This window comes from Kribbella sp. C-35 (assembly GCF_046549195.1).
In the GTDB taxonomy this organism is placed as follows: domain Bacteria; phylum Actinomycetota; class Actinomycetes; order Propionibacteriales; family Kribbellaceae; genus Kribbella.
Genome location: NZ_JAJPWG010000003.1, coordinates 725,299 through 748,850, shown reverse-complemented (window position 1 = coordinate 748,850; position 23,552 = coordinate 725,299). Strand labels below are relative to the sequence as shown.

The 23,552-nt window shown below is 68.8% G+C and carries 26 protein-coding genes; 13 read left to right on the top strand and 13 right to left on the bottom strand.

The features are described 5' to 3' along the window. Window positions 1-74: 74 nt before the first annotated feature. The 3 genes from ACLJOO_RS23520 (at window position 75) to ACLJOO_RS23510 (ending at window position 1,537) form a co-directional block, all read left to right on the top strand. Window positions 75-503, top strand: a complete 429-nt coding sequence (locus ACLJOO_RS23520; protein ID WP_410789442.1) for a helix-turn-helix domain-containing protein — start codon at window positions 75-77, stop codon at window positions 501-503. 32 nt (window positions 504-535) lie between these two features. Next, window positions 536-1,069 carry a hypothetical protein gene (locus ACLJOO_RS23515; protein WP_410789441.1) on the top strand — a complete coding sequence of 178 codons (534 nt, stop codon included), beginning with the start codon at window positions 536-538 and terminating at the stop codon, window positions 1,067-1,069. Between the two features lie 123 nt (window positions 1,070-1,192). Next, entirely contained in the window at window positions 1,193-1,537 is a 345-nt protein-coding gene (locus tag ACLJOO_RS23510; RefSeq protein ID WP_131460606.1) for a DUF2516 family protein, read from the top strand. On the opposite strand, the gene ACLJOO_RS23505 is transcribed toward ACLJOO_RS23510, so the two are convergent. Then, on the bottom strand, window positions 1,538-2,329 hold the full coding sequence (locus tag ACLJOO_RS23505; RefSeq protein WP_410789440.1) for a L,D-transpeptidase family protein: 792 nt from the start codon (window positions 2,327-2,329) through the stop codon (window positions 1,538-1,540). Between the two features lie 89 nt (window positions 2,330-2,418). On the opposite strand from ACLJOO_RS23505, the gene ACLJOO_RS23500 reads away from it, so the two are divergent. Both ACLJOO_RS23500 and ACLJOO_RS23495 read left to right on the top strand, forming a co-directional pair. After that, the gene (locus ACLJOO_RS23500; RefSeq protein ID WP_410789439.1) at window positions 2,419-3,264 is read left to right on the top strand and encodes a haloalkane dehalogenase; all 846 of its coding nucleotides are present in this window, start codon (window positions 2,419-2,421) and stop codon (window positions 3,262-3,264) included. 65 nt (window positions 3,265-3,329) lie between these two features. Continuing rightward, entirely contained in the window at window positions 3,330-3,779 is a 450-nt protein-coding gene (locus ACLJOO_RS23495) for a macro domain-containing protein (RefSeq protein ID WP_410789438.1), read from the top strand. 27 nt (window positions 3,780-3,806) lie between these two features. On the opposite strand, the gene ACLJOO_RS23490 is transcribed toward ACLJOO_RS23495, so the two are convergent. The 3 genes from ACLJOO_RS23490 to typA form a co-directional block, all read right to left on the bottom strand. Next, window positions 3,807-4,397: a L,D-transpeptidase gene (locus tag ACLJOO_RS23490; protein WP_410789437.1), complete on the bottom strand. Its 591-nt coding sequence runs from the start codon at window positions 4,395-4,397 to the stop codon at window positions 3,807-3,809. Between the two features lie 182 nt (window positions 4,398-4,579). Then, window positions 4,580-6,232 carry a glutamate--tRNA ligase gene (locus ACLJOO_RS23485; protein WP_410789435.1) on the bottom strand — a complete coding sequence of 551 codons (1,653 nt, stop codon included), beginning with the start codon at window positions 6,230-6,232 and terminating at the stop codon, window positions 4,580-4,582. Continuing rightward, window positions 6,232-8,094 (bottom strand): translational GTPase TypA, encoded by a 1,863-nt coding sequence (gene typA, locus ACLJOO_RS23480; RefSeq protein WP_410789434.1) that lies wholly within the window; start codon window positions 8,092-8,094, stop codon window positions 6,232-6,234. Before typA ends, ACLJOO_RS23485 begins: the two co-directional genes overlap by 1 nt. A gap of 259 nt (window positions 8,095-8,353) precedes the next feature. Here typA and ACLJOO_RS23475 point away from each other — a divergent pair, with 259 nt between their 5' ends. Then, the gene (locus ACLJOO_RS23475) at window positions 8,354-8,989 is read left to right on the top strand and encodes a TetR/AcrR family transcriptional regulator (protein ID WP_410789433.1); all 636 of its coding nucleotides are present in this window, start codon (window positions 8,354-8,356) and stop codon (window positions 8,987-8,989) included. Here the strand turns inward: ACLJOO_RS23475 and ACLJOO_RS23470 are convergent. Further along, the gene (locus ACLJOO_RS23470) at window positions 8,957-10,117 is read right to left on the bottom strand and encodes an FAD-dependent oxidoreductase (RefSeq protein WP_410789432.1); all 1,161 of its coding nucleotides are present in this window, start codon (window positions 10,115-10,117) and stop codon (window positions 8,957-8,959) included. The genes ACLJOO_RS23475 and ACLJOO_RS23470 overlap by 33 nt on opposite strands. A 185-nt stretch (window positions 10,118-10,302) precedes the next feature. Further along, a complete protein-coding gene (locus ACLJOO_RS23465; RefSeq protein ID WP_410789431.1) occupies window positions 10,303-10,455 on the bottom strand; it encodes a hypothetical protein in 153 nt (50 codons plus the stop codon). Between ACLJOO_RS23465 and ACLJOO_RS23460 the strand changes: the two genes are divergently transcribed. Then, window positions 10,384-11,010: an erythromycin esterase family protein gene (locus ACLJOO_RS23460; RefSeq protein WP_410789956.1), complete on the top strand. Its 627-nt coding sequence runs from the start codon at window positions 10,384-10,386 to the stop codon at window positions 11,008-11,010. The genes ACLJOO_RS23465 and ACLJOO_RS23460 overlap by 72 nt on opposite strands. Here ACLJOO_RS23460 and ACLJOO_RS23455 read toward each other — a convergent pair. Both ACLJOO_RS23455 and ACLJOO_RS23450 read right to left on the bottom strand, forming a co-directional pair. Continuing rightward, window positions 11,003-11,959 carry an asparaginase gene (locus tag ACLJOO_RS23455; RefSeq protein ID WP_410789430.1) on the bottom strand — a complete coding sequence of 319 codons (957 nt, stop codon included), beginning with the start codon at window positions 11,957-11,959 and terminating at the stop codon, window positions 11,003-11,005. The two genes, ACLJOO_RS23460 and ACLJOO_RS23455, sit on opposite strands and share 8 nt — an antisense overlap. A gap of 46 nt (window positions 11,960-12,005) precedes the next feature. Further along, on the bottom strand, window positions 12,006-12,998 hold the full coding sequence (locus ACLJOO_RS23450; protein WP_410789429.1) for a YgfZ/GcvT domain-containing protein: 993 nt from the start codon (window positions 12,996-12,998) through the stop codon (window positions 12,006-12,008). Between the two features lie 111 nt (window positions 12,999-13,109). On the opposite strand from ACLJOO_RS23450, the gene ACLJOO_RS23445 reads away from it, so the two are divergent. Continuing rightward, window positions 13,110-13,931, top strand: a complete 822-nt coding sequence (locus ACLJOO_RS23445) for an LLM class flavin-dependent oxidoreductase (RefSeq protein ID WP_410789427.1) — start codon at window positions 13,110-13,112, stop codon at window positions 13,929-13,931. 168 nt (window positions 13,932-14,099) lie between these two features. Here ACLJOO_RS23445 and ACLJOO_RS23440 read toward each other — a convergent pair whose 3' ends face one another. Then, the gene (locus ACLJOO_RS23440; protein WP_410789426.1) at window positions 14,100-15,467 is read right to left on the bottom strand and encodes a cation:dicarboxylate symporter family transporter; all 1,368 of its coding nucleotides are present in this window, start codon (window positions 15,465-15,467) and stop codon (window positions 14,100-14,102) included. A 112-nt stretch (window positions 15,468-15,579) separates the two neighbouring features. Between ACLJOO_RS23440 and ACLJOO_RS23435 the strand changes: the two genes are divergently transcribed. Next, window positions 15,580-16,836, top strand: coding sequence for a sensor histidine kinase (locus ACLJOO_RS23435; RefSeq protein ID WP_410789425.1), 1,257 nt, complete (start codon window positions 15,580-15,582; stop codon window positions 16,834-16,836). Then, a complete protein-coding gene (locus ACLJOO_RS23430; protein WP_410789424.1) occupies window positions 16,829-17,506 on the top strand; it encodes a response regulator in 678 nt (225 codons plus the stop codon). The genes ACLJOO_RS23435 and ACLJOO_RS23430 overlap by 8 nt, the downstream gene beginning before the upstream one ends. Here ACLJOO_RS23430 and ACLJOO_RS23425 read toward each other — a convergent pair. Continuing rightward, window positions 17,503-17,997, bottom strand: a complete 495-nt coding sequence (locus tag ACLJOO_RS23425; protein WP_410789423.1) for an FABP family protein — start codon at window positions 17,995-17,997, stop codon at window positions 17,503-17,505. The genes ACLJOO_RS23430 and ACLJOO_RS23425 overlap by 4 nt on opposite strands. 165 nt (window positions 17,998-18,162) lie before the next feature. Here ACLJOO_RS23425 and ACLJOO_RS23420 point away from each other — a divergent pair, with 165 nt between their 5' ends. Continuing rightward, window positions 18,163-18,525 carry a DsrE family protein gene (locus ACLJOO_RS23420; protein WP_410789422.1) on the top strand — a complete coding sequence of 121 codons (363 nt, stop codon included), beginning with the start codon at window positions 18,163-18,165 and terminating at the stop codon, window positions 18,523-18,525. A gap of 50 nt (window positions 18,526-18,575) precedes the next feature. Here ACLJOO_RS23420 and ACLJOO_RS23415 read toward each other — a convergent pair whose 3' ends face one another. Then, window positions 18,576-20,393, bottom strand: coding sequence for a hypothetical protein (locus tag ACLJOO_RS23415; protein WP_410789421.1), 1,818 nt, complete (start codon window positions 20,391-20,393; stop codon window positions 18,576-18,578). Beyond that, complete coding sequence (locus tag ACLJOO_RS23410) at window positions 20,393-20,950, bottom strand: hypothetical protein (protein ID WP_410789419.1); 558 nt, start codon at window positions 20,948-20,950, stop codon at window positions 20,393-20,395. Before ACLJOO_RS23410 ends, ACLJOO_RS23415 begins: the two co-directional genes overlap by 1 nt. Window positions 20,951-21,114: 164 nt before the next feature. Between ACLJOO_RS23410 and ACLJOO_RS23405 the strand changes: the two genes are divergently transcribed. Then, the gene (locus ACLJOO_RS23405) at window positions 21,115-22,266 is read left to right on the top strand and encodes a molybdopterin-dependent oxidoreductase (RefSeq protein ID WP_410789418.1); all 1,152 of its coding nucleotides are present in this window, start codon (window positions 21,115-21,117) and stop codon (window positions 22,264-22,266) included. Next, window positions 22,263-22,703 (top strand): hypothetical protein, encoded by a 441-nt coding sequence (locus ACLJOO_RS23400; RefSeq protein WP_410789417.1) that lies wholly within the window; start codon window positions 22,263-22,265, stop codon window positions 22,701-22,703. The genes ACLJOO_RS23405 and ACLJOO_RS23400 overlap by 4 nt, the downstream gene beginning before the upstream one ends. Here ACLJOO_RS23400 and ACLJOO_RS23395 read toward each other — a convergent pair. After that, the gene (locus tag ACLJOO_RS23395; protein ID WP_410789416.1) at window positions 22,646-23,470 is read right to left on the bottom strand and encodes a 3-keto-5-aminohexanoate cleavage protein; all 825 of its coding nucleotides are present in this window, start codon (window positions 23,468-23,470) and stop codon (window positions 22,646-22,648) included. The two genes, ACLJOO_RS23400 and ACLJOO_RS23395, sit on opposite strands and share 58 nt — an antisense overlap. Between the last annotated feature and the right edge of the window lie 82 nt (window positions 23,471-23,552).

The window sequence follows — 23,552 nt, the reverse complement described above, 5'->3', positions numbered from 1 at the left end:
GGCCGGCCCGCGAGTGAGGCGGCTCACGGGGTTGGTGCTTGCAATTGCAAGCAGCTTGCTAGCACACTGGGGGTATGGCCAAGTTGAGTGATCGGGCAGCTGGGGCGGTGGGCTCCGTCGGGGAGTACCTCGCCGAGCAGCGGCGGCACGCGCAGCTGTCGTTGCGGCAGTTGTCCGACCTGGCCGGAGTGTCGAACCCGTACCTCAGCCAGATCGAGCGCGGTCTACGGAAGCCGTCGGCCGACGTACTGCAGCAGCTCGCGAAGGCGCTGCGGATCTCCGCGGAGACCCTGTACGTACGGGCCGGCATTCTCGATCCGGACGACGAGGCCGATGGCGGCCGGCAGGGCACTGGCGTGGTCGACGCCGTCCTGCTCGACCCCGCACTGACCGAGCGCCAGAAGCGCGTCCTGCTGGACGTCTACACGTCGTTCGTCCGCGAGAACAGCCCTGAAGAGCCCCCAGCGAAGAAACCCACGGCTCGCAAACGCAGCACCGACTGAATCTGCTGAAAAACACCCCGAGGAGAAGCCTGATGGCTACCCGTACGCCTGTAACCCCGTTCTACGCGATCGCCGGCGCCGGCGACCTCGCGGTCGAGAAGGTCCGCGCCGTCGGCGAGGACGTGACCGCGCGGTTCGCGAAGCTCGACCAGAAGAACCTGCAGACCGAGCTCAGCAAGGAGCTGACCAAGGCGCAGGCCGAGCTGGCCAAGCGCTTCGAGGCGATCGTCGCCGACGCGCGCACCGCCCCGGCCAAGCTGCGTGAGCTGCCGAAGACCGCGCAGGCCGGTTTCACCACCGTCCTCGGTCAGGCCGAGGAGACCTACGAGGACCTGGCCGGCCGCGGCAAGGACCTGGTCGAGCGGATCCGCCACCAGCAGGCCACCGAGGACCTGGTCAGCACCGCCAAGACCACGGTGAGCAAGGCCAAGGCCACCCGCACCACCGCGAAGAAGACCGCCACGGCCGCGACCCGCAACGTCAAGGCGACCGCGACCAGCGCCCGCAAGACCGCGAAGGCCGCCACCAAGGCTGCCGAGTCCGCCGCCGACAAGATCGGCGACTGAGCTTTCCCCGGCCACCACAGACGGTGACAATTCACCCATCTCAGGGTGAATCCTGGGACCGGGCGGTCCACAGCTGCGACTGAGCAGAGGTGGGCCGCCCGGTCTGTCGGTTAGGCTCGTAGCATGATCACCTTCCGGAGCCTGATCCCCGGGTTCGACGATCCGCTGTCGGTCATCTGGTGGGTGCTGCTTGCGATCAAGCTGGTCGCACTCGCCGACGCGGTCTTCCGGCCACGGGCGGTGTTCATCGCCGCCGACAAGCTCACCAAGCCCGGCTGGGTGCTGATCCTGGTCGTGTTCACGCTGAGTCAGGTGTTCCAGGGCTGGCTGAGCTTCTTCGGCCTGATCGGCATCGTCGCCTCCGCCGTGTACCTCGTGGACGCCCGGCCCGCCCTCCGCGCCGCCACCGGCCGCGGCCGCGGCGGCTGGGGCGCCATCCGCCGCCGCAGAGGTCCCCGCCCGCTGTAACTACGAGCGGTAGACAATCACCTTGTCGCCGACGTGGATCTGGTCGAAGAGAACCTTGATCTTGGCCAGGTCGCGGACGTTCACGCAGCCGTGGGATGCGCCGTTGTAGCCGCGGGCCGCGAAGTCCGAGGAGTAGTGCACCGCCTGGCCGCCGCTGAAGAACATCGCGTACGGCATCTTCGAGTCGTAGAGCTTCGAGACGTGGTTCCGGCTCTTCCAGCCGACCGTGAAGCTGCCTTCCCGGGTCGCGGTCTTCACCGCGCCGAACCGGACGTCCATCTGCATCTTCACCACACCGTCGACGACGTACCGCAGCTTGCGGGTGGACTTGTCGATGCACAGCGCCACACCGGTCGCGCAACGCGCGTCGAGCTTCTTGCCGTTCACCACCGGCACCGGCGGGAACAGCTCGGTCTGGGTCGGCTCGTGAGTGACCTTCACCAACTGGTCCCAGGTGTTCTGGTCGATGTACCCGAGCTGGGGAATGCCCTTCGACTTCTGGAACTTCTTCACCGCGGACCGGGTCATGGTCCCGAACTCGTTGTCCAGGTAGCGCTTCTCGAGCAGCTTCAGCTGCACCAGCCGCGCCTCGACCTTGCGAACGTTCGTCCCGCTGGAGCCGTTCTTCCACAGCGCCTTCGGGTAGATCGGCAGCTCCCCGCTCACCTCGAACGGCACCGTCTTCAGGTCCTGCGGGGCCGCGGTCGCGCTCGTTCCGGTACTCAGGAGTGCAGCAATCGCGCCCCCGGCAACCAGCCCGCTCAGCACCTTGCGAATCAACAGCCCGCGCATCGAGACCCCTCTGGATAGACCTCGTCCCTACACTTGTAGGACGTCCTCACCGGCCATCTGGTTGGCTCAGCGTACCGGAGGAAACCTGGATGCCGATCGTTCAACGATCAGTCGAGGCAGGCACCCGGATCGCCTATCGCGAGGCTGGCAGCGGCCCGCCGGTCGTGTTCCTGCACGGCAATCCGACGTCGTCGTACCTGTGGCGTGACGTCCTCGACCCGGTCTCGGCGGTCGCCCGCTGCATCGCACCGGACCTCGCCGGGATGGGCGGATCGGGTACGGCGAGCAGCTACCGCTTCGTCGACCACAGGCGGTACGTCGACAAGTTCTTCGAGGCACTCGAGCTGACCAGCGACGTGATCCTCGTCGGTCACGACTGGGGTGGGGTCCTGGCGACGGACTGGGCCCGCCGGCATCCCGATGCGGTCCGCGGGATCGCCTACCTGGAGACGCTCGTCGCTCCGGTCACCTGGGACAGTCCGAACGCGCCAGCACCTGAGCTCTTCCGGCGGCTCCGCAGCCCGGAGGGTGAGCGGCTCGTGCTGGAGGAGAATGTCTTCATCGAGCTCGTTCTCCCGAGCGGCACGATGCGCAGGCTGGACGATGCCGAGTTCACGGCGTACCGGGCTCCGTTCGCCGAGCCCGGGGAGCGCCGGCGGCCGATGCTGACCTGGGCGCGTGAGATACCGATCGACGGGACTCCGGCGGACGTGCACGACATCGTCGCGGCCAACGCGGCATGGATGGCCGAGTCGCGGGTACCGAAGCTGTTCATCAACGGAGATCCAGGGGCGCTCCTCACCGGACCGCTGCGCGAGCTGTGCCGGCGCTGGCCGAACCAGCGGGAGGTCACCGTCCCCGGACTGCATTTCCTGCCCGAGGACTCGGCCGCCGCAATCGCCGCCGCCCTCCTCGACTGGATCCCGACCTGCTGAAGGAGAACACCATCGAGATCGCACTCAGCACGGCGGACATCACCACGGTGCCTGCGGACGCGATCGTGAACGCCGCTCATCACGCTTTGCGCGGCGGTGGCGGCGTCGACGGGGCGATCCACCGGGCGGGTGGCCCGGAGATCCTCGCGGAGCTCATCGAGCGGTACCCGAACGGCACTCCCACCGGTACGGCGGTGTGGACCACGGCCGGCGCACTACCGGCGACGTACGTGATCCACGTGGTCGGCCCGAACTACACCGCCGGGCAACGGGACCCGGCGCTGCTCGAGTCCTGCTACCGCAACGCGTTGCGGATCGCGGACGAGCTCGGCGTACAGACAATGACGCTGCCTGCGGTCTCGGCGGGCATCTACGGGTGGCCCGCACAGTCCGCTGCGGACATCGCCGTACAGACGTTGCGCCGTACGGCGACCAGCGTTGCCGCGGCCACCTTCTGCCTGGTGGAACCACGGTTGTACAAGGCGTTCCGGAACGCGACAGCGGCCGGGGAATAGCTCCCCGGCCGCTTCACGAACGTCAGCTCACTTGCTGTAGACGACGACCCTGTCGCCGACCTTCACCCGGGCGAAGACCCAGGCGATCTTCTTCTTGTCGCGGATGTTCGCGCAGCCGTGCGAGGCGCCGTTGTAACCGCGGGCCTTGAAGTCCGAGGAGTAGTGCACCGCCTGGCCGCCGCTGAAGAACATCGCGTACGGCATCTTGGTGTGGTACAGCGACGACACGTGGTTCTTCGACTTGCGGTAGACGCGGAAGACGCCGTTACGCGTCGGGGTCCGGCTGGAACCGAACCGGACGTCCATCACCTGGACCGGCTTGCCGTTCACCATGTACACCAGCTTGCGGGTCTTCTTGTTGATGCACAGCACGCGACCCTTGGTCATGCAGCGGCGGTCGATGCGGTACTTCGCGATCTGCTTGCTGGTCGAGGTCGCCTTCGGCTTCGCCGTTGCGGCCTTCGGCGGCGAACCGACCGGAGCCGGCGCCGTCGTCGAATTCTGCGCCGACGCCGCAACCTGAGGCGCGGCCTCGGCCGAAGTGGTCGCCGACAGAGCGCCGACGCCCACGAACGCGGCGGCCGTCAGGGTAGCGCCGAACTTACGCAGAATGCCCATGTTTCCCTTGTCCTTCCCCCAAAGAGTGCTTCCACAAGACAGACGTCGCTACTTCACGTCTGGTTGGTAACGAATCAAAACTTTCTTCCCCCACCGCCAGCCCCACCGCTGGCCGAGAAATGGTGTATCACACCGACGGAGCCCGGGGCACGCTCCGTCAGCCACCGTTTCCAGTTCGTGCCCTAGGACGTCAGCGCACGCAGGCGACGCAGTACCTCGGGGGCCCCGAGAGCCTGCGCGGTCGCGTGCAGATCGGGGCTCCGGGTGGCGCCGGTGATCGCGACGCGGACGAGCTGCGAGGCCTCGCGAATCGAGCCGACGTACGCGTCCGGATCCTTCTTGTATTCCTTGGCGTTCGGCGCGAACCGGTGCTTGCCGGCGAGAGTACGGATCTGGTCGAACCACTCCTGCGGGTCGTCGAGATGCTCGTAGTTCGCCACGAGATCCGCCGCGAACGCGGTGACGACCTCCGCCGCGACACCGAGCGGAACCAGCCGCTCGTCGCCCGGTCCGTCCACCGGGACGAACAGCTCGGGGAAGAAGAAGCCGTACGCCGGCCGGAAATCCGACCACTTGCGCAGGTCCTTGCGCGGGTTCTCGACGCCGTCGCGCTCGACCGCCAGCGCACGCAGCGCCAGGTCCTTCTCGTTGTCGAGCACGGGAACGAGTTCAGCGTCGTACTCCACGGCCCAGGCGCGCACCGCGTCGAGGATCTGCTGTCCGCTCAGCGTCGCGATGTGGTCGGCGCTGATGTCCTCGAGCTTCACCAGGTCGACCAACGGACCGGCGACCCCGCACAGGCTCAGGTCGATCGGCGTCGCCAGCGCCTCGGCCAGCGGGAGCTCCGCGAGCCGCCCGTTGGCCAGGCCACGCAGGTAGTACAGGACCGCGTCGGCCGGGTAGCCCGCGCCGATGTAGAAGTCGACGCCCGCCTCGGGATCCTTGCGCTTGGACAGCTTGCGCTTCCCGCCCGGGATCTGCTTCATCAGCGGCGCGATGTGCGCGTACGTGATCGGCTCGAACTCGAGCGCCGCGAACAGCTGCTGATGCAGCGGCACCGACGAGATCCACTCGTCGGCACGGATCACCAGGTTCACCCGCATCAGGTGGTCGTCGACCGCGTGCGCGAAGTGGTACGTCGGAAGTCGCGGCGACTGGTCCGAGGACTTCAGGATCACCGCGTCGTTGCGATTCGCCTCGTGCTCGAGCCGGCCGCGGATCGCGTCGACGAAGCTGGTCCGCTGCCCGTCGGCGTCATCGGGCGCCCGGAAGCGCACGACGTACGGCGTGCCCTCGGCGAGCTTCTCGGCGACGGCGGACGGGTCGGCGTCGCGCCAGATCGCCCACTTGCCGTAGTACCCGGTCGGGACCTTCGACGCCTGCTGGCGGGAGGTGATGTCGGCGAGCTCGTCCTTCGTCGCGAAGCACAGGTACGCCTTGCCCTGCCGGAGCAGGTGCCGCACGTAGGTCAGGTAGATGTGCTCGCGCTCGGACTGCAGGTACGGCCCGTACGCACCGTGGCCCCGGTGCTCGTCGGAGCTGATCCGGAAGTAGCCGAAGGCGCGGTCGAACTGCTCCAGCGCCCCCTCGACCTCACGCGCCTGGTCCGTGTCCTCGACGCGGAGCAGGTACACGCCGCCGGAGTCCGTCGCGACGTCCCGGTCGATCATCGCCGCGTAGATCCCGCCGATGTGCACGAACCCGGTCGGCGAAGGCCCGAACCGCGTGACCTTCGCCCCCTCCGGCAGCTCCCGCGCCGGATACCGCTCTTCCCAGTGCCCCGGCTCCGGGAGATCCGCCGGAAAGAGCCCGTCTACCGCCGCCCGGTCGACCATCAGCTCTTCGACTTGCGGCCAAGCTTGGCCCGCTCGATCTGGGTGAGGGCGACCTTTCGCATCCGGATCGCGTCCGGCGTGACCTCCACGCACTCGTCTTCGCGGCAGAACTCCAGCGACTGCTCGAGCGACAGCTTGCGGGCCGGCACCAGCTTCTCGAACTCGTCCGCGTTGGAGCGGACGTTCGTCATCTTCTTTTCCTTGGTGATGTTGACGTCCATGTCGTCGGAGCGCGAGTTCTCACCGACGATCATGCCCTCGTACACCTCGGTGGCCGGCTCCACGAACATGGTGCCGCGCTCCTGCAGGTTGATCATCGCGTACGACGTGGCCGCGCCGGCCCGGTCGGACACGAGCGAACCGGACGGCCGCGTGCGCAGCTCGCCGAACCAGGGCTCGTACCCCTCGAAGACGTGGTGCGCGATGCCGGTACCGCGGGTGTCGGTGAGGAACTCGGTGCGGAACCCGATCAGCCCGCGGGCCGGGACCAGGAACTCCATCCGGACCCAGCCGGTGCCGTGGTTGGTCATCTGTTCCATCCGGCCCTTCCGGACCGCGAGCAGCTGGGTGACCGTGCCGAGGTACTCCTCCGGGCAGTCGATCGTCAGCCGCTCGACCGGCTCGTGCCGCTTGCCGTCGATCTCGCGGGTGACCACCTGCGGCTTGCCGACGGTCAGCTCGTAGCCCTCGCGGCGCATCTGCTCGACCAGGATGGCCAGCGCCAGCTCACCACGGCCCTGCACCTCCCAGGCGTCCGGGCGCTCGGTCGGGAGCACCTTCAGCGACACGTTGCCGACCAGTTCGCGGTCGAGCCGGTCCTTGACCAGCCGCGCGGTCACCTTGGTGCCCTTGGTGCGACCGGCCAGCGGCGAGGTGTTGGTGCCGATCGTCATCGAGATGGCCGGCTCGTCCACGGTGATCAGCGGCAGCGGCTTGGGGTTCTCCGGGTCGGTCAGGGTGTCGCCGATCATGATCTCCGGGATGCCCGCGATCGCGACGATGTCACCCGGACCGGCCGAGTCACCGGGGACGCGCTCGAGCGCCTCGGTGACCAGCAGCTCGGTGATCTTGACCTTCTGGATCGAGCCGTCGTGGCGGCACCAGGCGACCTGCGAGCCCTTCTTCAGGGTGCCTTCGTGCACGCGGACCAGCGCGAGCCTGCCGAGGAACGGCGAAGCGTCCAGGTTGGTGACGTGCGCCTGCAGCGGCGCGTCCTCGGTGTACTCCGGGGCGGGCACGTTGTTCAGGATCGTCTCGAACAGCGGCTCGAGGTCCTCGGAGTCCGGCATGCCGCCGTCGGCGGGCTGGTTCAGCGAGGCGCGGCCGGCCCGGGCCGAGGCGTAGACGACCGGGAAGTCCAGGGCGGACTGGTCGGCGTCGTGGTCGAGCAGATCGAGGAACAGCTCGTACGTCTCGTCGACGACCTCGGAGATCCGGGCGTCCGGTCGGTCGACCTTGTTGACCACCAGGATCACCGGCATCTGCCGCGCCAGCGCCTTGCGGAGCACGAACCGGGTCTGCGGCAGCGGGCCCTCGGAGGCGTCCACCAGCAGCACGATGGCGTCCACCATCGACAGGCCGCGCTCGACCTCGCCGCCGAAGTCGGCGTGACCGGGGGTGTCGATGATGTTGATCGTCATCTGCTCGCCGTTGGCCATCTTGTGCCGTACGGCGGTGTTCTTGGCGAGGATCGTGATGCCCTTCTCACGTTCCAGGTCGCCGGAGTCCATCGCCCGCTCATCCACGTGCTGATGGGCTCCGAAGGCGCCGGACTGCCACAGCATCGCGTCGACGAGGGTGGTCTTCCCGTGGTCGACGTGGGCCACGATCGCGACGTTGCGCAGGTCGTTACGGACAGGCATGAGGAAGCGCTCCAAGCAATAGGGATCTGGCGGTGGCTACGGCTGGTTTCACGTGCCACTCGACACAGGGCGCAGCACCGTCATTCTACCTGTCACCGCTCGTGTCCAGAAAACGGCAACCTCTTTGACATTTGTTGACTGGACGTCCAGTCTATAAACGGCGCCTGGGGAGGGGCCGAAACCACGGGGGGTCAGCCCGAGGCGCCGGGCACGAGGATGGGGGTTGCCCGGCGCTTCAGGCTTCGACCGGGAGGAATCAGTGCCGCGATCGGCGACCGTCAACCAGGAACTGCGGGAGCGCTCCCGCGAACGCATCCTGGCCGCGGCGCTGGAGACCTTCGCCGCCAAGGGCTACGAGGCCGCGTCGATCTCCGACATCACCACCGCCGCGGGCGTCTCCCGCGGCCTGGTCTCGTACTACTTCGCCACCAAGGAGCAACTGGCGGCCGAACTCCTGGACCGCTGGCTGGACGGCATCGCCGGCATTCTGACCATCCAGGGAACACCTGATGAACGTCTGGCCGGCATCATCGACGGCGCGCTGATGGCGGCCGCGACCACGCTCCCGATCCAGCGGCTCGCGATCACGCTGATGATGCAGCCGACCACCCACGACGTGTTCGCCCGCGTCGAGCAGGCCAAGTCCGACCGGTTGTCGCTGGTCGAGGACGCGATCCGCGACGTGTTCGCGGCCCGCGGCGCCGCCGACCCGGCCGTCGAGGAGATGTTGCTCAGAGCAACCTTGGAGGGCGTGACCGTCAAACTCGCGATCTACCGCGAGACCTTCCCCCTGGAAGCGATCCGCACCCGCCTGTACGTCGGCTACGACCTGCCCGCACCGACCACCCCGCTCCCGGTCCTGTCACCCGCGGTCAACCGCCTGCGCGCCAAATGACCCGGGCGGAGTCCAGTCGAAGATCCGCGTACCGTTCCTGAGCGCAGCCCGCGGTGGAGTGATCCGCAGCATCGCGTTCCGCAACCACTGACCGTGCACCCCGACCTCTGCGCCCGTACGCCCCATCCACGCCGATCGGTTGACGATCCTCTGCGTACGCCGATACCGCTGCGACTCGTACTCCCGCAACCCGGCCGCCAACTCGCCACCAGCCGGGACCACCAGCCCGAGCGTCACCGCATCCTCGAGCGCCGAGTTCGCGCCCTGCCCGAGCGTCGGCAGCATCGGATGCGCCGCGTCCCCGATCAGCACGGTCCGCCCGATCGTGTACCGCGGCAGCGGCCGGTCCAGCACCCACACGTCGTGCCGGATCACCTCGTCCGTCGTCTCGGTCAGCGCCCGTACGTCGGGAGCCCACGCGGCGAAGTACTCGCGGACCGCCCGTACCTCGTCCTCGATCGGCCGGCCGCTCGGCATCGCGACGTACCCGTACCAATAGACCTCGTCGGCGCTGATCCGCAGCGCCCCGAACTCGGCGTTCGGCCCCCACGTCATCGCGAACCGGTCGTCGACCGTGGTGTCCGGTATCGCCGCACGCCAGCAACTGAAGCCGCTGTAGCGCAAACCTGTGGAGAACAAGGCGTTCCTGGTCGTACTGCGGATCCCGTCCGCGCCGACCACCAGATCGGCCCGCGCACTGTGCGTCCCGTCCGCGGACTCCCACGTCACCCGGGCCCGCTCGCCACCCACCGCTCCCGGTTCGACCGCAATGACCCGAGCACCCGTCACCAGCTCGGCGTCCTGCGCCTCGACCAGCGCCTGGTGCAGCCGCCGCCGGTGGATCCCGATCATCCCGGTGTCACCACCGTCAGGTGCCTTGAGCAACCATTTCCCGTCCCACCGCCGGGTCCCGGCCGCCCGTACGCCGTACCCGCTCCGCCGGATCCGCTCCGCGGCGCCGAGCTCCTCGGCCGCCCGTTGTCCGTTGACGGTCACGACAAGGCCGGCGCCGACCTCCCCCAACTCCGGCGCGCTCTCCAGCACCCGAACCCGCCACCCGGCCCGCCCCAACGCAGCAGCCGCTGCTACCCCACCGATCCCGGCCCCGATCACGATCGCCTCGTCCATGCCTTTCACCATAGGAACGCAGACGGCCAAGCACGTACGACGGAGGGCGTATCCCTGAAGCCCTCCGCTGGAGGATGCCCGGACCGAGCCTGGAGGACAGGGTGGGATGGCATGGAACCCATCTCTCGCAGAACGCTGCTATCCGGGTCGGCACTCGCGGCAGTCAGCCTTAGCGGCACCACCGCCTACGCAATGGGCAACTCGATCACCCGCTGGATCTCGCAGAACGCCAGGCCGATCACCGACCTGAATCCTGGCAACGCCAGCTGAGCACCGAGGCCCGCACGCACGAGATCGCCGAGCTCTTCGAGTACCTCCGCGCGCACAACGCCACGCATCGCGACAAGGTCCGGTTCGCCGGTTTCGGAGTACTTCTCGACCCGCCGTCTCTCGTCCGGTGGTACTGGCAAGAGGTCAAGGACAAAGCGCCGTACGTCGCCAAGGCCCGCGCCGTCTACTCGCTGGTGCGCGACCTACCGCACCGGCCGAACGACCGCGACTACGCGATCACCGAGCAAGACGCGCGCCAGATCCGCTCGTTCTACACGGCATTCAGCCTGCCCGAAGATCAGAACTGGGTGTACCGCGATGCCCGTGTGGCGGAGAACGTCCGCTGGTGGCACAGCTTCACTCGCAACAAGGTGATCTACTGGGCGGCCAGCGCGCACACCGCCAACGCCCCGCGCCTGCGGGTCAGCGAACCACCCGTCGCCTTCCGCAGCGCCGGCTCGTACCTCCGCGCTTGGTACGGCGACCGCTACCGCTCCATCGGCTGCACGTTCGACCACGGTACGACGCTCGGCCCGCTCACGATGCCGCCCGCACCGGCCGACTGGTTCGACGTCGTACTCCACGCCCGCACAGTCACGCCGACCCAGCCGCTGGTCAGCTGAAGGTCGGTGCGTGTGGCTGGACTGCGCCGACCACGTTGTCTCCGCCGGTGAGGTCGAAGTGGAGGTGGTTCTCGATCGTCTCGTTCGTGATGCCGAGACGCTGGAGGGTCGCCGCCATCACGACCCTGCGGGCGCGCGGCGTACCGTCCTCGAGCTTCAGCGCGATGCCGGTGCCGTCCGCGAGACCGACGGCGTACACGCCCTCGGCTCCGGCCTTGCAGAACAGGCCGTTGACGGCTCGCATCAGCTCGGCCTCGTCGCGCGTACTCCCACTGGCGTACTCGGGGTACGTCCGGAACGCCTGGGCGATCCGGCCCTCCTGGGTATCCGTGGCCGCAGCCGCAAACAGGCCGAACGAGCGGGCCAGGCCGGAGAGCGTGAGCGCGAAGATCGGGGCGCCGCAGCCGTCGATCGCGACGTACGAGACCTTCTCCGCCGCCGTGTCCTCGATCGCGCTGCGGATCTCCTTCTGCAGCGGGTGATCCGGCGAGCGGTAGGTCTCGAGATCCCAGTCGTTGAGCGTGCAGGTCAGCAGCATGGCGGCGTGCTTGCCGGAGCAGTTCATCACGATCCGCTCCTTGCCGTGCCCCGCCTTGACCCAGGCATCCCGGGTGTCGTCGTCCAGCGGGTACGCGACCGGCGTCTGCAGCGCAGTCTCGTCGAGGCCGGCCGTCGCCAGGATCTGCCGTACGCCGTCCACGTGGAACTGCTCGCCGGAGTGCGATGCACCCGAGAGGGCGAGCAGCTTGTCGGTCAGTGGGAGACCGTTGCGGAGCATGCCGAGAGACTGCATCGGCTTGTTGGACGAGCGCGGGAACATCGGCTGGTCCACGATGCCGGCTGACCAGTCGACAGAGCCGTCGGGGTTCGTCACCACGACGGAGCCGCGGTGGTGGCCTTCGACGAAGTCGCTCCGGACGACGTCGGCCAGGATCACAGGTTCGGTCACGGCTGAACTGTACAGGTGCAAAACGCCGTGTTGCGAATGATTCCGCTCACAACCGGGAGCGCACGTGCAGCCCGACCTCGGGGTCGACCAGGAGGTCCTGGGTGGCAGTCACCGTGGGCTGGTCTTCGGCCACGATGTCGAGCACGGCGGTGGGGTCGACGTTGCGCTTGACCAGGGCGAGTGCGATCGGGCCGAGCTCGTGGTGGCGGGCCGCGGAGCCGATGACGCCGACCTGCTTCTCGCCCGCGCGGACGGCGTACCCGTGCGCCGGCAGGTGGTCGACGGAGCCGTCGAGCAGCAGGCGGACGATGCGGCGCGGCGGGCGGCCGAGGTTGTGGACCCGCGCGACGGTCTCCTGGCCGCGGTAGCAGCCCTTGTCCAGATGTACGCCGACGCCGAGCCATCCGAGCTCGTTCGGGATCGCGCGCTCGTCCGTGTCGAGCCCGAACCGCGGGGCGCCCGCCTCGATCCGGAGCGCCTCGTACGCCCAGATCCCGGCCGCGGCGCCCTCCAAACCGGCCAGCTCGGCCCGCGGCAGGAACACCTCGTGCCCACCGAGCGAGTCATCACCGCTGCGCGTCAGGTGCTCGCCCTCCGCAGTGCCGGGACGCCAGATGATCGCGTAGTCGTCGGTCACGTCCGTGATCTCGACGCGGGACATGAACACCATCTTCTGCAGCCACTCCACCAACGCGGCCGCCGCGCCCGGCTCGGTGTGCAGCCAGAACGTCTCGCCGTCGTCGACGCCGTACATCACATGCTCGACATGCCCGGTCGGAGACAGCAGGAGCGCGGTCGTCGACGTACCGGGTTTGAGGCCTTCGAAGTACTGCGTCGTCAGCGCATGCAGCCAGGTCAACCGGTCCGGACCGGTGATCGTGACCACGTCGCGGTGCGACAGGTCGACGAACGCCTCACCCGCGACCAGGGCCCGCTGCTCGCGCAGATCCGAGCCGTAGTGCGCCGCGACGCCGGCATCGAATCCGTCGGCCTCGACCGCGCCGGGCCGGTCCAGCAGGGGGCTGCGCATACGTGACATGTCACCAGAGTACGTCGGTCGGCGTACGGCGAACGCCTCCCGTCGTGGGATGTGGACAGACCCGGTCTACGGCGAGTCTGGAGTCACCAAACAGACGGAGGGAGCAGGGCGATGAACGCGAGGCAGTTCCGGTTCGGTGTGGCGGGAAGTCCGACGACCGGTGAGGAGTGGGTGAAGACGGTCCGGCAGGCGGCGGACCTCGGGTTCCAGACCGTGCTGATGCCGGACGGGCTGCAGCTCCCCGCGCCGTTCGCCTCGCTGGCGATGGCGGCAGCGGTCGCCGATATCCGGGTCGGCACCTTCGTCGCGGCCGCGCCGCTGCGGACGCCGCGACAGGCCGCCTGGGAGGCGCACACCCTGACCGTACTCACCGACGAGCGGTTCGAGTTCGGTATCGGGACCGGGCGTCCGGTCGCGGAGCAGCAGACGGCCGAGGTCGGCCTGCGGTGGGGAACGGCCCGGGAGCGGCGCGAGCAGGTCATCGAGACCCTCGACCTGCTGCGCGAGCTCGACGGCGAGCGCCGTACGCCGATCATGCTGGCCGCCGGCGGACCGAAGGCGCGTGCGCTCGCGGCCGAGCGGGCCGACATCGTCTCGCTGGCCAAAGACGCGACCACTCCTCGCTCGGAGGTTGCGGCCGTCGCGCGCGAGTTGCGTGAGCTGGCCGGGTCCCGCGCCGACGACATCGAGCTCGCGATGAACCTGCTCGCCGCCGGCACCCGTCCGCTGCCGCCCTGGACCAAGCGAGCCTCGGGCGTCGACCCCGACCAGCTCGAGGCGATGGACTCGCTGATGCTGCTCCGCGGCACTCCGCAGGAGATGGCCGACGAACTCCTGCGCCGCCGCGACCAGATCGGCGCCAGCTACATCAGCGTCAACTCCGGCTACCTCGAGGACTTCGCCCCCGTCATCGAACTCCTGGACGGCAAGTAGGAAAGCGCCGCCCGCCGACTTTGAGCACCGATCAACCAAAAATCCGGTCCGCAAATGGTTGACGGGTGCTCAAGGAAGCCGGCCGGTGGTTGATCGGGGCACAAAGAACAGCGCGCTGCCCGCCGGTCTGTGGGCCGGCGGGGAGCGCTTGGGAGGGGTGGGGATGGTCTAGCGGTCGGACTGGCGCGCTTCGACGGCGGCCGGGGCGTCGCCGGCGTGGGTGTCACCGGCGGCGAAGGCGGCCTCGTCGAACGGGTCGTTGCCGGCGAACACCTGCTCGGCCTGGTTCTTGTCGAACTCGCCGACCCAGTGCCCGACCAGGACGGTCGCGACCGCGTTGCCGGCGAAGTTCGTCAGCGCCCGGGCCTCGGACATGAACCGGTCGATGCCGACGATCAGACCGACGCCGTCGACCAGCTCCGGCCGGTGCGACTGCAGACCGCCGGCCAAGGTCGCCAGGCCTGCACCGGTGACCCCGGCGGCGCCCTTCGACGCGACGATCATGAACAGCAGCAGGGAGATCTGCTGGCCGAGCGAGAACGGCGTGTCCATCGCCTCCGCGATGAACAGCGACGCCATCGTCAGGTAGATCGCCGTGCCGTCGAGGTTGAAGGAGTACCCGGTCGGCACCGTGATACCGACCACGGACTTGTCCACGCCGAGGTGTTCCATCTTGCCGATCAGCCGGGGCAGCGCGGATTCCGACGACGACGTGGACACGATCAGCAGGAACTCACGGCCGAGGTAGCGCAACAGCTGGAAGATGGAGATCCCGGTGACCACTCGGAGCAGAGTGCCGAGGACGACCAGCACGAAGATCAGACAGGTGATGTAGAACGCCAGCATGATCTTGCCCAGGCTGACCAGGGCGTCCGTGCCCGTCGCACCGACGACGTTCGCGATCGCACCGAAGGCACCGATCGGCGCCACCCACATGATCATCGACAGCACCTTGAACACCAGGCGCTGGATGTGGCCGATGCCATCCAGGATCGGCTGGCCCTTGGAGCCCATCGCCTGCAGCGCGAAGCCGACCAGCAGCGCCACGAACACCGTCTGCAGCACCTGCCCCTCGGTCAGCGAGGAGACGATCGTCTTCGGGATGATGCCGAGCAGGAAGTCCGACGTACTCGCATGCGCGCCGGCCGCCTGCTTCTGGCCCGACTCACGCAGCTTCTCGGTCAGGTTCAGCCCGGAGCCCGGGTGGATCAGGTTGCCGACCACCAAGCCGATTCCGAGTGCGACCGTCGACATCACCAGGAAGTAGACGAGCGCGAGACCGCCGACCCGGCCGACCCGGGCGGCCTTCCGGACCGAGCCGATGCCGAGCACCAGCGTGCAGAAGATGATCGGGCTGATCATCATCTTGATCAGGTTCACGAATCCGGTGCCGAGCGGTTTCAGCTCGACGGCGAAGTCCGGGAACAGCAGACCGACACCGATGCCGAGTGCGACGGCGACGATGACGGCAATGTAGAGGAAATGGGTCCGGTCGTTGCGCACCGGAGTCGGGCGGGGTTCGGTCGGGCTCGACATGGTCGGGACTCCCTGTATCGGCCTGGCGGAGGGGTGTTTCGGGTAACTGTGACGTGACGCACAGGAGAAGCGCGCATTTCGTTCATATCGTTCGCGGTGCAAACTGTTCGTCATGAGGGGCCGACCGTGGGAGCTGCGCCGCCAGGTGCTCTGGATACAGACGGTCACGGTCCTGGTCCTGATCGCGATGGCGTGGATCGTGATGATCAGCCGATCGCGCGCCCAGGCGATCCGGGACGCGGCGGCGACCGGCCTGGCCACACCGAGCTGGTGGGAGCTGGTCCGGCTGGACGTGCGCTCGATGCTCGGCATCGCCAGCCTGATGCTCGGGGTCGCGATCGCCGGCAACGCACTCGTCACCTGGCGGGTACGGCGGGCCACGCGCGGCGTCGGAACGCAGTCGCTGGCCCGGATGCTCGACTTCTACGAAGGCGTCCTGCACGCGGCGCGCGAAGGGCTGATCCTGCTCGACCTCGACGGCCGGGTGCAGCTCGCGAACGACGAGGCGCTGGCCCTGCTCGGGTTGCGCTCCGTGGTTCCCGGTACGCCGTTGGAGGAGCTCCGCCTCGGCGCTCCCCTGGCCGAGCTGCTCGCGACCGGACGGACGGCGTACGACGAGCTGCACCTCGGCGCGCGCGGGGTCGTGGTCGTGAACCAGCAGCCGTCCGGGCGCGGGCGGATCGTCACCTTGCGCGACCACACCCAGCTGCAGCGGCTTCTCGGCGAGCTGGACGCCGTACGGAGTTTGGCGGAATCGCTGCAGGCACAGAATCATGAGGCCTCGAATCGGCTGCACACCGTGGTCAGCCTGATCGAGATCGGGAAGCCGGAACGGGCGCGGGAGTTCGCGGTGTCGGAGCTGCAGTTCGCACAGGCGATGACGGATCGGGTCGTGGGTACGGTCGGCGATCCAGTGCTGGCGTCGCTGTTGCTGGCGAAGTTGTCGCAGGCGCAGGAGCGTGGCGTCGTACTGACCCTCGATCTCGGGCACGAGACGCTGAACACGCGGCTGCCGGCGCAGGACGTGGTGACCGTGGTCGGGAACCTGCTGGACAACGCGATCGAGGCCGCGCGGGGTGGACCGGCGCCGCGGAAGGTCGAGTTCCGGGCGGCGACGACCGCGGAGGCCGTGGACCTGATCGTGACGAACACGGGTGCCGAGTTGGGGTCGGTGGAGTTGGCGCACATGTTCGAGCGCGGGTGGACGACCAAGGCGGAGCCGGGGCACGGGTTGGGGCTCGTGCTGGTGCGGAGCACGGTCGAGCGGTGGCAGGGTTCGCTGATGGTCGATCCGGACTCCGAGCTGGACGAAGTACCGGCGCTGACCGTGCGGGTGCGGTTGCCGCGGGCGGTGGGCGCGAGTGCCTGACCTACGCGTACTCGTCGTCGAGGACGATCCCGTCGCCGCGGAAGCACATCGCACGTACGTCGAGCGTCTGCCCGGCTTCACCTGCGCCGGAATCGCCGGTACTGCGGGGCGCGCGCTGCAGGTGCTTGCGCGGGGCGATGTCGACGTGGTGCTGCTCGACATGCACCTGCCCGATGGTCACGGGCTGGACGTGGTCCGCCGAATGCGCGCCCTCGGCAACCAAACGGACGTGGTCGCGGTGACGTCGGCGCGCGAGGTCGCGGCGGTGCAGGCGGCCGCGCGGATCGGGGTCGTTCAGTACGTGCTGAAACCATTTGCCTTCGAGACATTGCGCGACCGGTTGTCGGCGTACGCCCGCCAGCGCCGCGCCGCCGAAGCCGGCCAGGTCGTCGCGGATCAGGACGAGGTGGACCGTCTGTTGCGTCCGGCAACGGTCTCGTCGGTGCCGAAGGGTCTCGCCGGGGGTGTGCTGGACCGCGTCGTACAGCTCCTCGCGGACCGCGAGGGATGGACCGCGGAGGAAGTGGCGACGTCGCTCGGCACCTCGCGGATCACCGCCCGCCGCTACCTGGAACACCTCGCCGACCAGGGCCAGGCACTCCGCACACAACGCTACGACGGCCGCAGCGGCCGCCCGAAAGTCGAGTACTCCTGGGTATCCGAGAGTTAGGACCGGACGAGGGTCGCCCAGAGGTGGGGCTGCAGGGCCTGGCCTTCGGCGGCCATGTCGTAGGCCCAGAGGAGCTCGCCGTTGACGAGGCCGTAGAGGCGGTGGCCGGCGGTGACTTCCTTGGCCGAGACGGTGCGGGCCACCACGTCGGTCTGCAGCTCGATCTTCGCGCCGTCGATATCGCCGTACCAGATCTCGGCGAAGCCGGTCGGGTGCGCGAGGATGACCTCGACCTTGTTGTCCGGCTGCGGGCGCCAGAACCCGGTCTCGACGGCGAGCGGACGCTCCTTGGTGCCGTCCTCGCCGACCACGAACGTCTGGCTGACGTAGTGCAGGTACGGCTTGCCGTTATGGGTGAAGTCGATCTGCTGCCCGAACTCGAACTTCTCGATGGTCGGGTAGTCGCCGTGCCCGCGGCCCTCCCAGCGACCGATCAGCCACGCGAGCGGCATCACGTCCGGGTGCAGGTCCTGCGGGATCTCGAACGCCATGGGGTCACTCAGTTCGCACTACGGCCGCGATACAGCCGGTAGACGACGAACGCCGAGAACCAGCCCATGAACACACAGACCAGGACCAGCAGCGTGGTGAAGACGACGTGCAGCACGTTGGTCAGTCTAGAGGATGGGTACGGCGGTTTCGGCTACGGTGGCGTGATGTCCCGCACCTTGGTGATCAAACTGACTGCAGGCGCCGAGGAACCCGAGCGCGCCAACCAGGCCTTCACTGTCGCCGCCACCGCGGTCGCGGCCGGTGCCACGGTTTCCCTGTGGCTGACCGGTGAGGCCGTGTGGTTCGCCGTACCCGGGCGCGCCGAAACCTTCGAACTCCCGCACGCGGCACCCCTCGCCGACCTGCTCACCGCGGTCCTCGAAGGCGGTCAACTCACCGTCTGCACCCAGTGCGCCAAGCGCCGCGACCTCACCGACTCCGACCTCCGCCCCGGCACCCGCGTAGCCGGCGCCCCCGCCTTCACCGAAGAAATCCTCACCGAAAACACCCAAGCAATCGTCTACTGACCGGCACCCGCAAGGAGCGGACGCCGGTCAGTAGTCGTGTGGTGTGGGGGTCAGCGTTCGCGGCCGCCGTCGCCGCCTCGGCCGTCGTTGCCGCGGCCGCCGCGGTCGCGGTCCTGGCCGCGCTGCGCAGCCGGGGTACCGGGGCGCTCGCTGGTGGCGACACCTCCGCCTTCGACCTTGACGGCGGTGAGGGGCTTCTGGTCCGTCCGAACGTGGTCGAACGTCGCCTTCTCGTCGGGCGGGAGCTCCGGGCCGGGGCCGCTCGGCCTGCCGTTCTTCTGACCCTTGGCCTCGGCGATCGCCGGGTCCTCCGCGGCCTGCTCCGGCGGACGCCATTGCGTGCCCTGGGCTTGGCTGGTCGAAGGGCCCTCGGTCTGGCCGCTCTGGCCGTCCTCCTGACCAAGTCCCGCGGTCTCGTCGACGGCCGTCTGCGAGGCGTTGGCGATCTGCTGCGTGTTCGGCCCCTTCGGCTGCGGAGGCTGCGCGCCGTCCTGACCCGCCTCCACCCCCTGCCCAGAAGCCTCCACCTGCTGCGGGTCGACCTGTCGGCCGTCCTGCCCCAGCTCGGTGCCGTCGTTCTGCAGGTCTTTGTCGACTCCGGTCTCCTCGGCAACGTACGGGCTCACCCGTTCCTGGTCCGCGCTGACGTCGGTCTGCTGCCCGTCGTTCGCGTCCAGCCCCGGCTCGTCCAGGTCCGAACCGTCCAACTCGTCCCCGTCGAGAGCAGAGTCCTGCCCTTCCTGCGCGAGGTCGGTCTGCTGGAACCGCTCGTCGTTGTCGAGCGCACCCTCTTCGGCCACGTACGGGTCGACGCCCTCCTGCTCCGCGGCAGGCTCCGCCTGGCGCCCGTTGTCCGCCTCGGCCGACGGGTCTTCCGCCGCGTTCTCCGCGTCGACCTTCGGCTGACCGTCGGCGTCGAGCGCGGGGTCCGTCTGCTGACCGTCGTTCTCGTTGAGCCGGTCGTTCGCGTCGAGGGCACCCTCTTCGGCCACGTGCGGGTCGACGCCGTCCTGCTCCGCGGTGAGGTCGGTCTGGCGGTCGTTGTCCGCCTCCGCCGACCGGTCATCTACCGCGTTGTCCGCGTCGGTCGACCGGTCGTCCACGGCGTTGTCCGCGTCGACCGTCGTCTCGCGGTCCGCGTCGGCGTTCTCCTGCCGGTCGTCGGCGTTCCGTTCGTCCTGTTCGTCGGCGATCTCGTCGGCCGCGGCCGCCGCGCCGACAGCCGTCCCGGCGGTGAGCGGGTCGATGCCGTCCTCGCGGTTCTGCTGGTTCTCCGGCTCTTCCCGATTCCGCCGGTCGTTGTCCGCCCGCGCCTGCTCTTCCTGTCGCCGCCGGTCCGCGTCCGCGTCCGCGGTGGTGTTGTCGTTCTGCTGGTCGTTCTCGATATCGCGCTCCCGCGTATCGGGGATGCGGTCGTTGTCGACATCGGTCAGTTCCCTGACGTCGTCGTTGGGGATGCCGTCGCCGTCGCGGTCGTTGTTCCGCTCGGCCTCCGCGTCCCGGGTTCGTTCGTTGGCGGCGTCGTTCTCCGCCCGGAGGTTCTCGCTCCGCTCCCGCAGGTCGCGGTTCCGGGCCTCGGTGTCGCGAATCTGCTGCCCGAGGGCGTCGTTCCGTTCGGACAGCTCGGCCGCGCGCTCGATGTCGCGGGTGCGGTCGGGCCCGTCGGACCGCTGCATCAGCCGATCGGTCTCGGGGTCCCACCGTCCCTGGGACAGTCCGTGCTCGACCCCGACGCGATGGCGCTTGTAGCGGCTGAGCAGCGCCTGGACCTGCCGAAGCCCGCCACGTGCCATCCGCTTCATCTGCCGGAACCCGCGGAGCAGAGCCTGGGTGACTTCGTCGGTGGCTTCGTCACCTGTCATGGACATCAGTCCACCTCGCTCGCATAGACGGAGTACCCGAAACCGGCGGCGGTTTCGCCCGGTCCCGGCTGGGACGCATACAGGTGGAACTCGGCTCCCGGTCGGAGCCAGACGGCCAAGTGCCGCCGGCGGCCGCGCCACTCCGGCGGAATGCGCAGGTCGTCGCCGGGCCCGACGTACACCGGCGGACCCCAGTAGCGGCGGGCGATCTCGAGCTGGCCCGGCCAGTGCGCGTCGAGGCCTTCTTCGGCCTGCGGCAGCTCCGACTCACCGATCTCGTACGCCGACCAGCCGCTCCGCGGCGACTCCGGCAGCACGGCGTCGGGCAGCACGAGCATCACCGTCTCGCGCTGGGTGACCAGGCCCCAGGTGTACCGATCAGGATCGATGTTTCCCGGTGCCCAGGGAAGCCAGCCGGTGGCGTCGGTGACGCGGTTGACCAGGGCACGGATCGCGTCCATGCCGGTGGCCGGCGGCCCCCAGATCGGTCGCCAGTCGACGACCTCGGCCAGATCGGCCATCGCCCGCTCGTCATCGTCGAACGACCGCTCCTGCGTCTTCACTCCGCCACACTCCTTCCGTCAAGTTTGCCCAGAGTATGCCCCGACCGGTGCCACCAACTCGGGTACAGACGCAGACCTGTGGATAACTGGTTCCGGGTACGCCGTTCGCGAGCAGTAACCGCAGTACGCCGTCCACACGTCTCCCGCTGGGTTGTAGTAGAAACATGAAGCTCCCGGCACCACCGACGGAGAAGTCGTTCCCGTCGCCGCTGCACCACCCGCGGGTGGCGACGGTCATCGGCCGCTGGCTCGCGACCGCCGTGACGATCTGCTTCCTGACCGGTCTCTACAGCCACTTCGTCCAGGACACCCCGAGCTGGCTGCCGATCCCCAGCCGCCCGGCCTCGCTGTACCGCGTGACTCAGGGACTGCACGTGCTGAGCGGGACCGTGGCGGTCCCGCTGCTGCTGGCGAAGTTGTGGACGGTCTACCCGAAGCTGTTCGCGAAGCCGCCGTGGCCACCGAGCCGGCAGGCGCTCGCGACGATGCTCGAGCGCGCGTCGATCCTGGTGCTGGTTTCGGCGATGGCTCTCGAGCTGTTCACCGGCTTCCTCAACACCCTGCAGTGGTACCCCTGGCCGTTCCCGTTCCGGCAGACGCACTACGCGCTGGCGTGGATCATCGTCGGCGCCCTCCTGGTCCACCTCGCCGTCAAGCTCCCGCTGATCCGCGCGAACTGGCGGCGTACGGCCGAGAAGGTGCCGGACTCTTTGCCGCCGGCAATCACCGGGCTCACCCGGCGCGGGCTGTTTCGGACCGTGGCGGGTGCGGCGACGCTCGTCGGCATCACGTCGGTCGGCCAATCGGCCCCGGCGTTCGGTCCCGTCGCCGTACTGGCCCCGCGGAAGCCGAACATCGGACCACAGGGACTGCCGGTGAACCGTACGGCGGAAGCGGCCGGCGTCACCGGAATCGACGAGAACTGGCGCTTCATGATCACGGGACCGCAGCAGCTCTCCTACTCGCTGGACGAACTACGGGCCTTGCCGCAGAGCCGCTCCAAGCTGCCGATCGCCTGCGTCGAGGGATGGAGTCAAGGCGCCCGGTGGGAGGGCATCCGGATCCGGGATCTGCTCGAACTGTCCGGAGCCCCGGCCCACTCCCGCGTTCGGGTCGTCTCGATGGAGAAGGGCGGCTTCTACGCGACGAGTGAGCTGCCACCGGAGTTCGCCGCTGATCCGCTGACGCTGCTGGCGCTCCGGCTCAATGGCAGCGAGCTGGCTTTGGACCATGGGTTTCCGGCGCGGATCATCGCGCCTAACCGGCCTGGCGTGTTGCAGACCAAGTGGGTTCATCGGCTGGAGGTCATCACATGAGGTTGCGAATCGGGTTACTGGTCGCCGGCGTGGTGATGGCCCTGTGGGGTGGTTGGGAGTTGGTGCGGGCCGTCGACACCCCAGCCCTGGTGCGGTTGCCGGTTTGGCTGGGTGGGGCCGTGCTTGTCGACGACTTCCTGCTTGTGCCGCTGACTGTCGCCATCGGGTGGCTCGTCACGCGCTGGTCGGCCGGGCCCGATCGGCACCGAACAGTCGGAGCGGTGCGAACGACCTTGCTGTACGTCGGGATCACTAGCCTGATCGCGCTGCCGCTACTACTGCGGCAGGGCAAGGGCGTGAACCCGACGGTCCTCCCCCGCGACTACCTCCGCGACTGGTTATTGCTGGAGGCAACGATCATCGCGGGCGGCGTCGTCGGCTACTTCTTCACCTTGAGAAGGTCGCGGGCCTCGTCCGGCGACATCGGCGGCCGCTGAGCGAGGGTCGCCAGCGCGGCGGCGCGTTCGACGAGCTCCGCGTTGTGCGTGACCGGGTGGCCCTTCGCCAGCGTCAGCGTGTCCTCCATGCCGACGCGGAGGTTGCCGCCCTTCGACAGTGCGGCCAGCGCGACCGTCAACGACGTACGGCCGATGCCCGTGGCGGACCAGGACGTGACGGCGTCGGGGAGCGCGTTGACGGCGGCGACGAGTGCGTCCGCCGTACCGGGCATGCCGCCGGGGACGCCCATCACCAGGTCGCAGTGCACGCGTCCGCCGTACGGCAGGCCGTACTTGTCGAGGAGCCGGTGCAGCGCGGCGACGTGCCCGAGGTCGAACAGCTCGAACTCCGGAACGACCTCGCGCTCCTGGGTGAGCTGGAAGAGCTGCGTGACGAATGGCCACGGGTTCATGAACACGTCGTCGCCGAAGTTGACCGTGCCCATGGTCAACGAGCAGGAGTCGGGTACGGCGTCCAGCACGCGGAGGCGGTCCTCGTACGGATCGGTGACGGCACCGCCTGTCGAGAGCTGCACGATCAGCGCCGTGTTCTCCCGGACCGCCGCGACGGTCTCGGTCAGCCGGCCGAGGTCCAGCGTCGGCTGGTGCTCGCCGTCGCGGATGTGGATGTGGATCATCGCCGCTCCCGCGGCCTCGCAGCGCTTCGCGGTCTCGACCAGCTCGTCGAGCGTGGTCGGCAACGCCGGGTAGTCCGCCTTCGCGGTCTCGGCACCGGTGGGGGCAACAGTGATCAGTGTCGACGCCATGGACGAATCCTGCCAGATCGCGCCTGGAAACGGATATTTTCCGGTCGGAGGGTCCGATGACCGGACGATCTCCCGCGCGAGA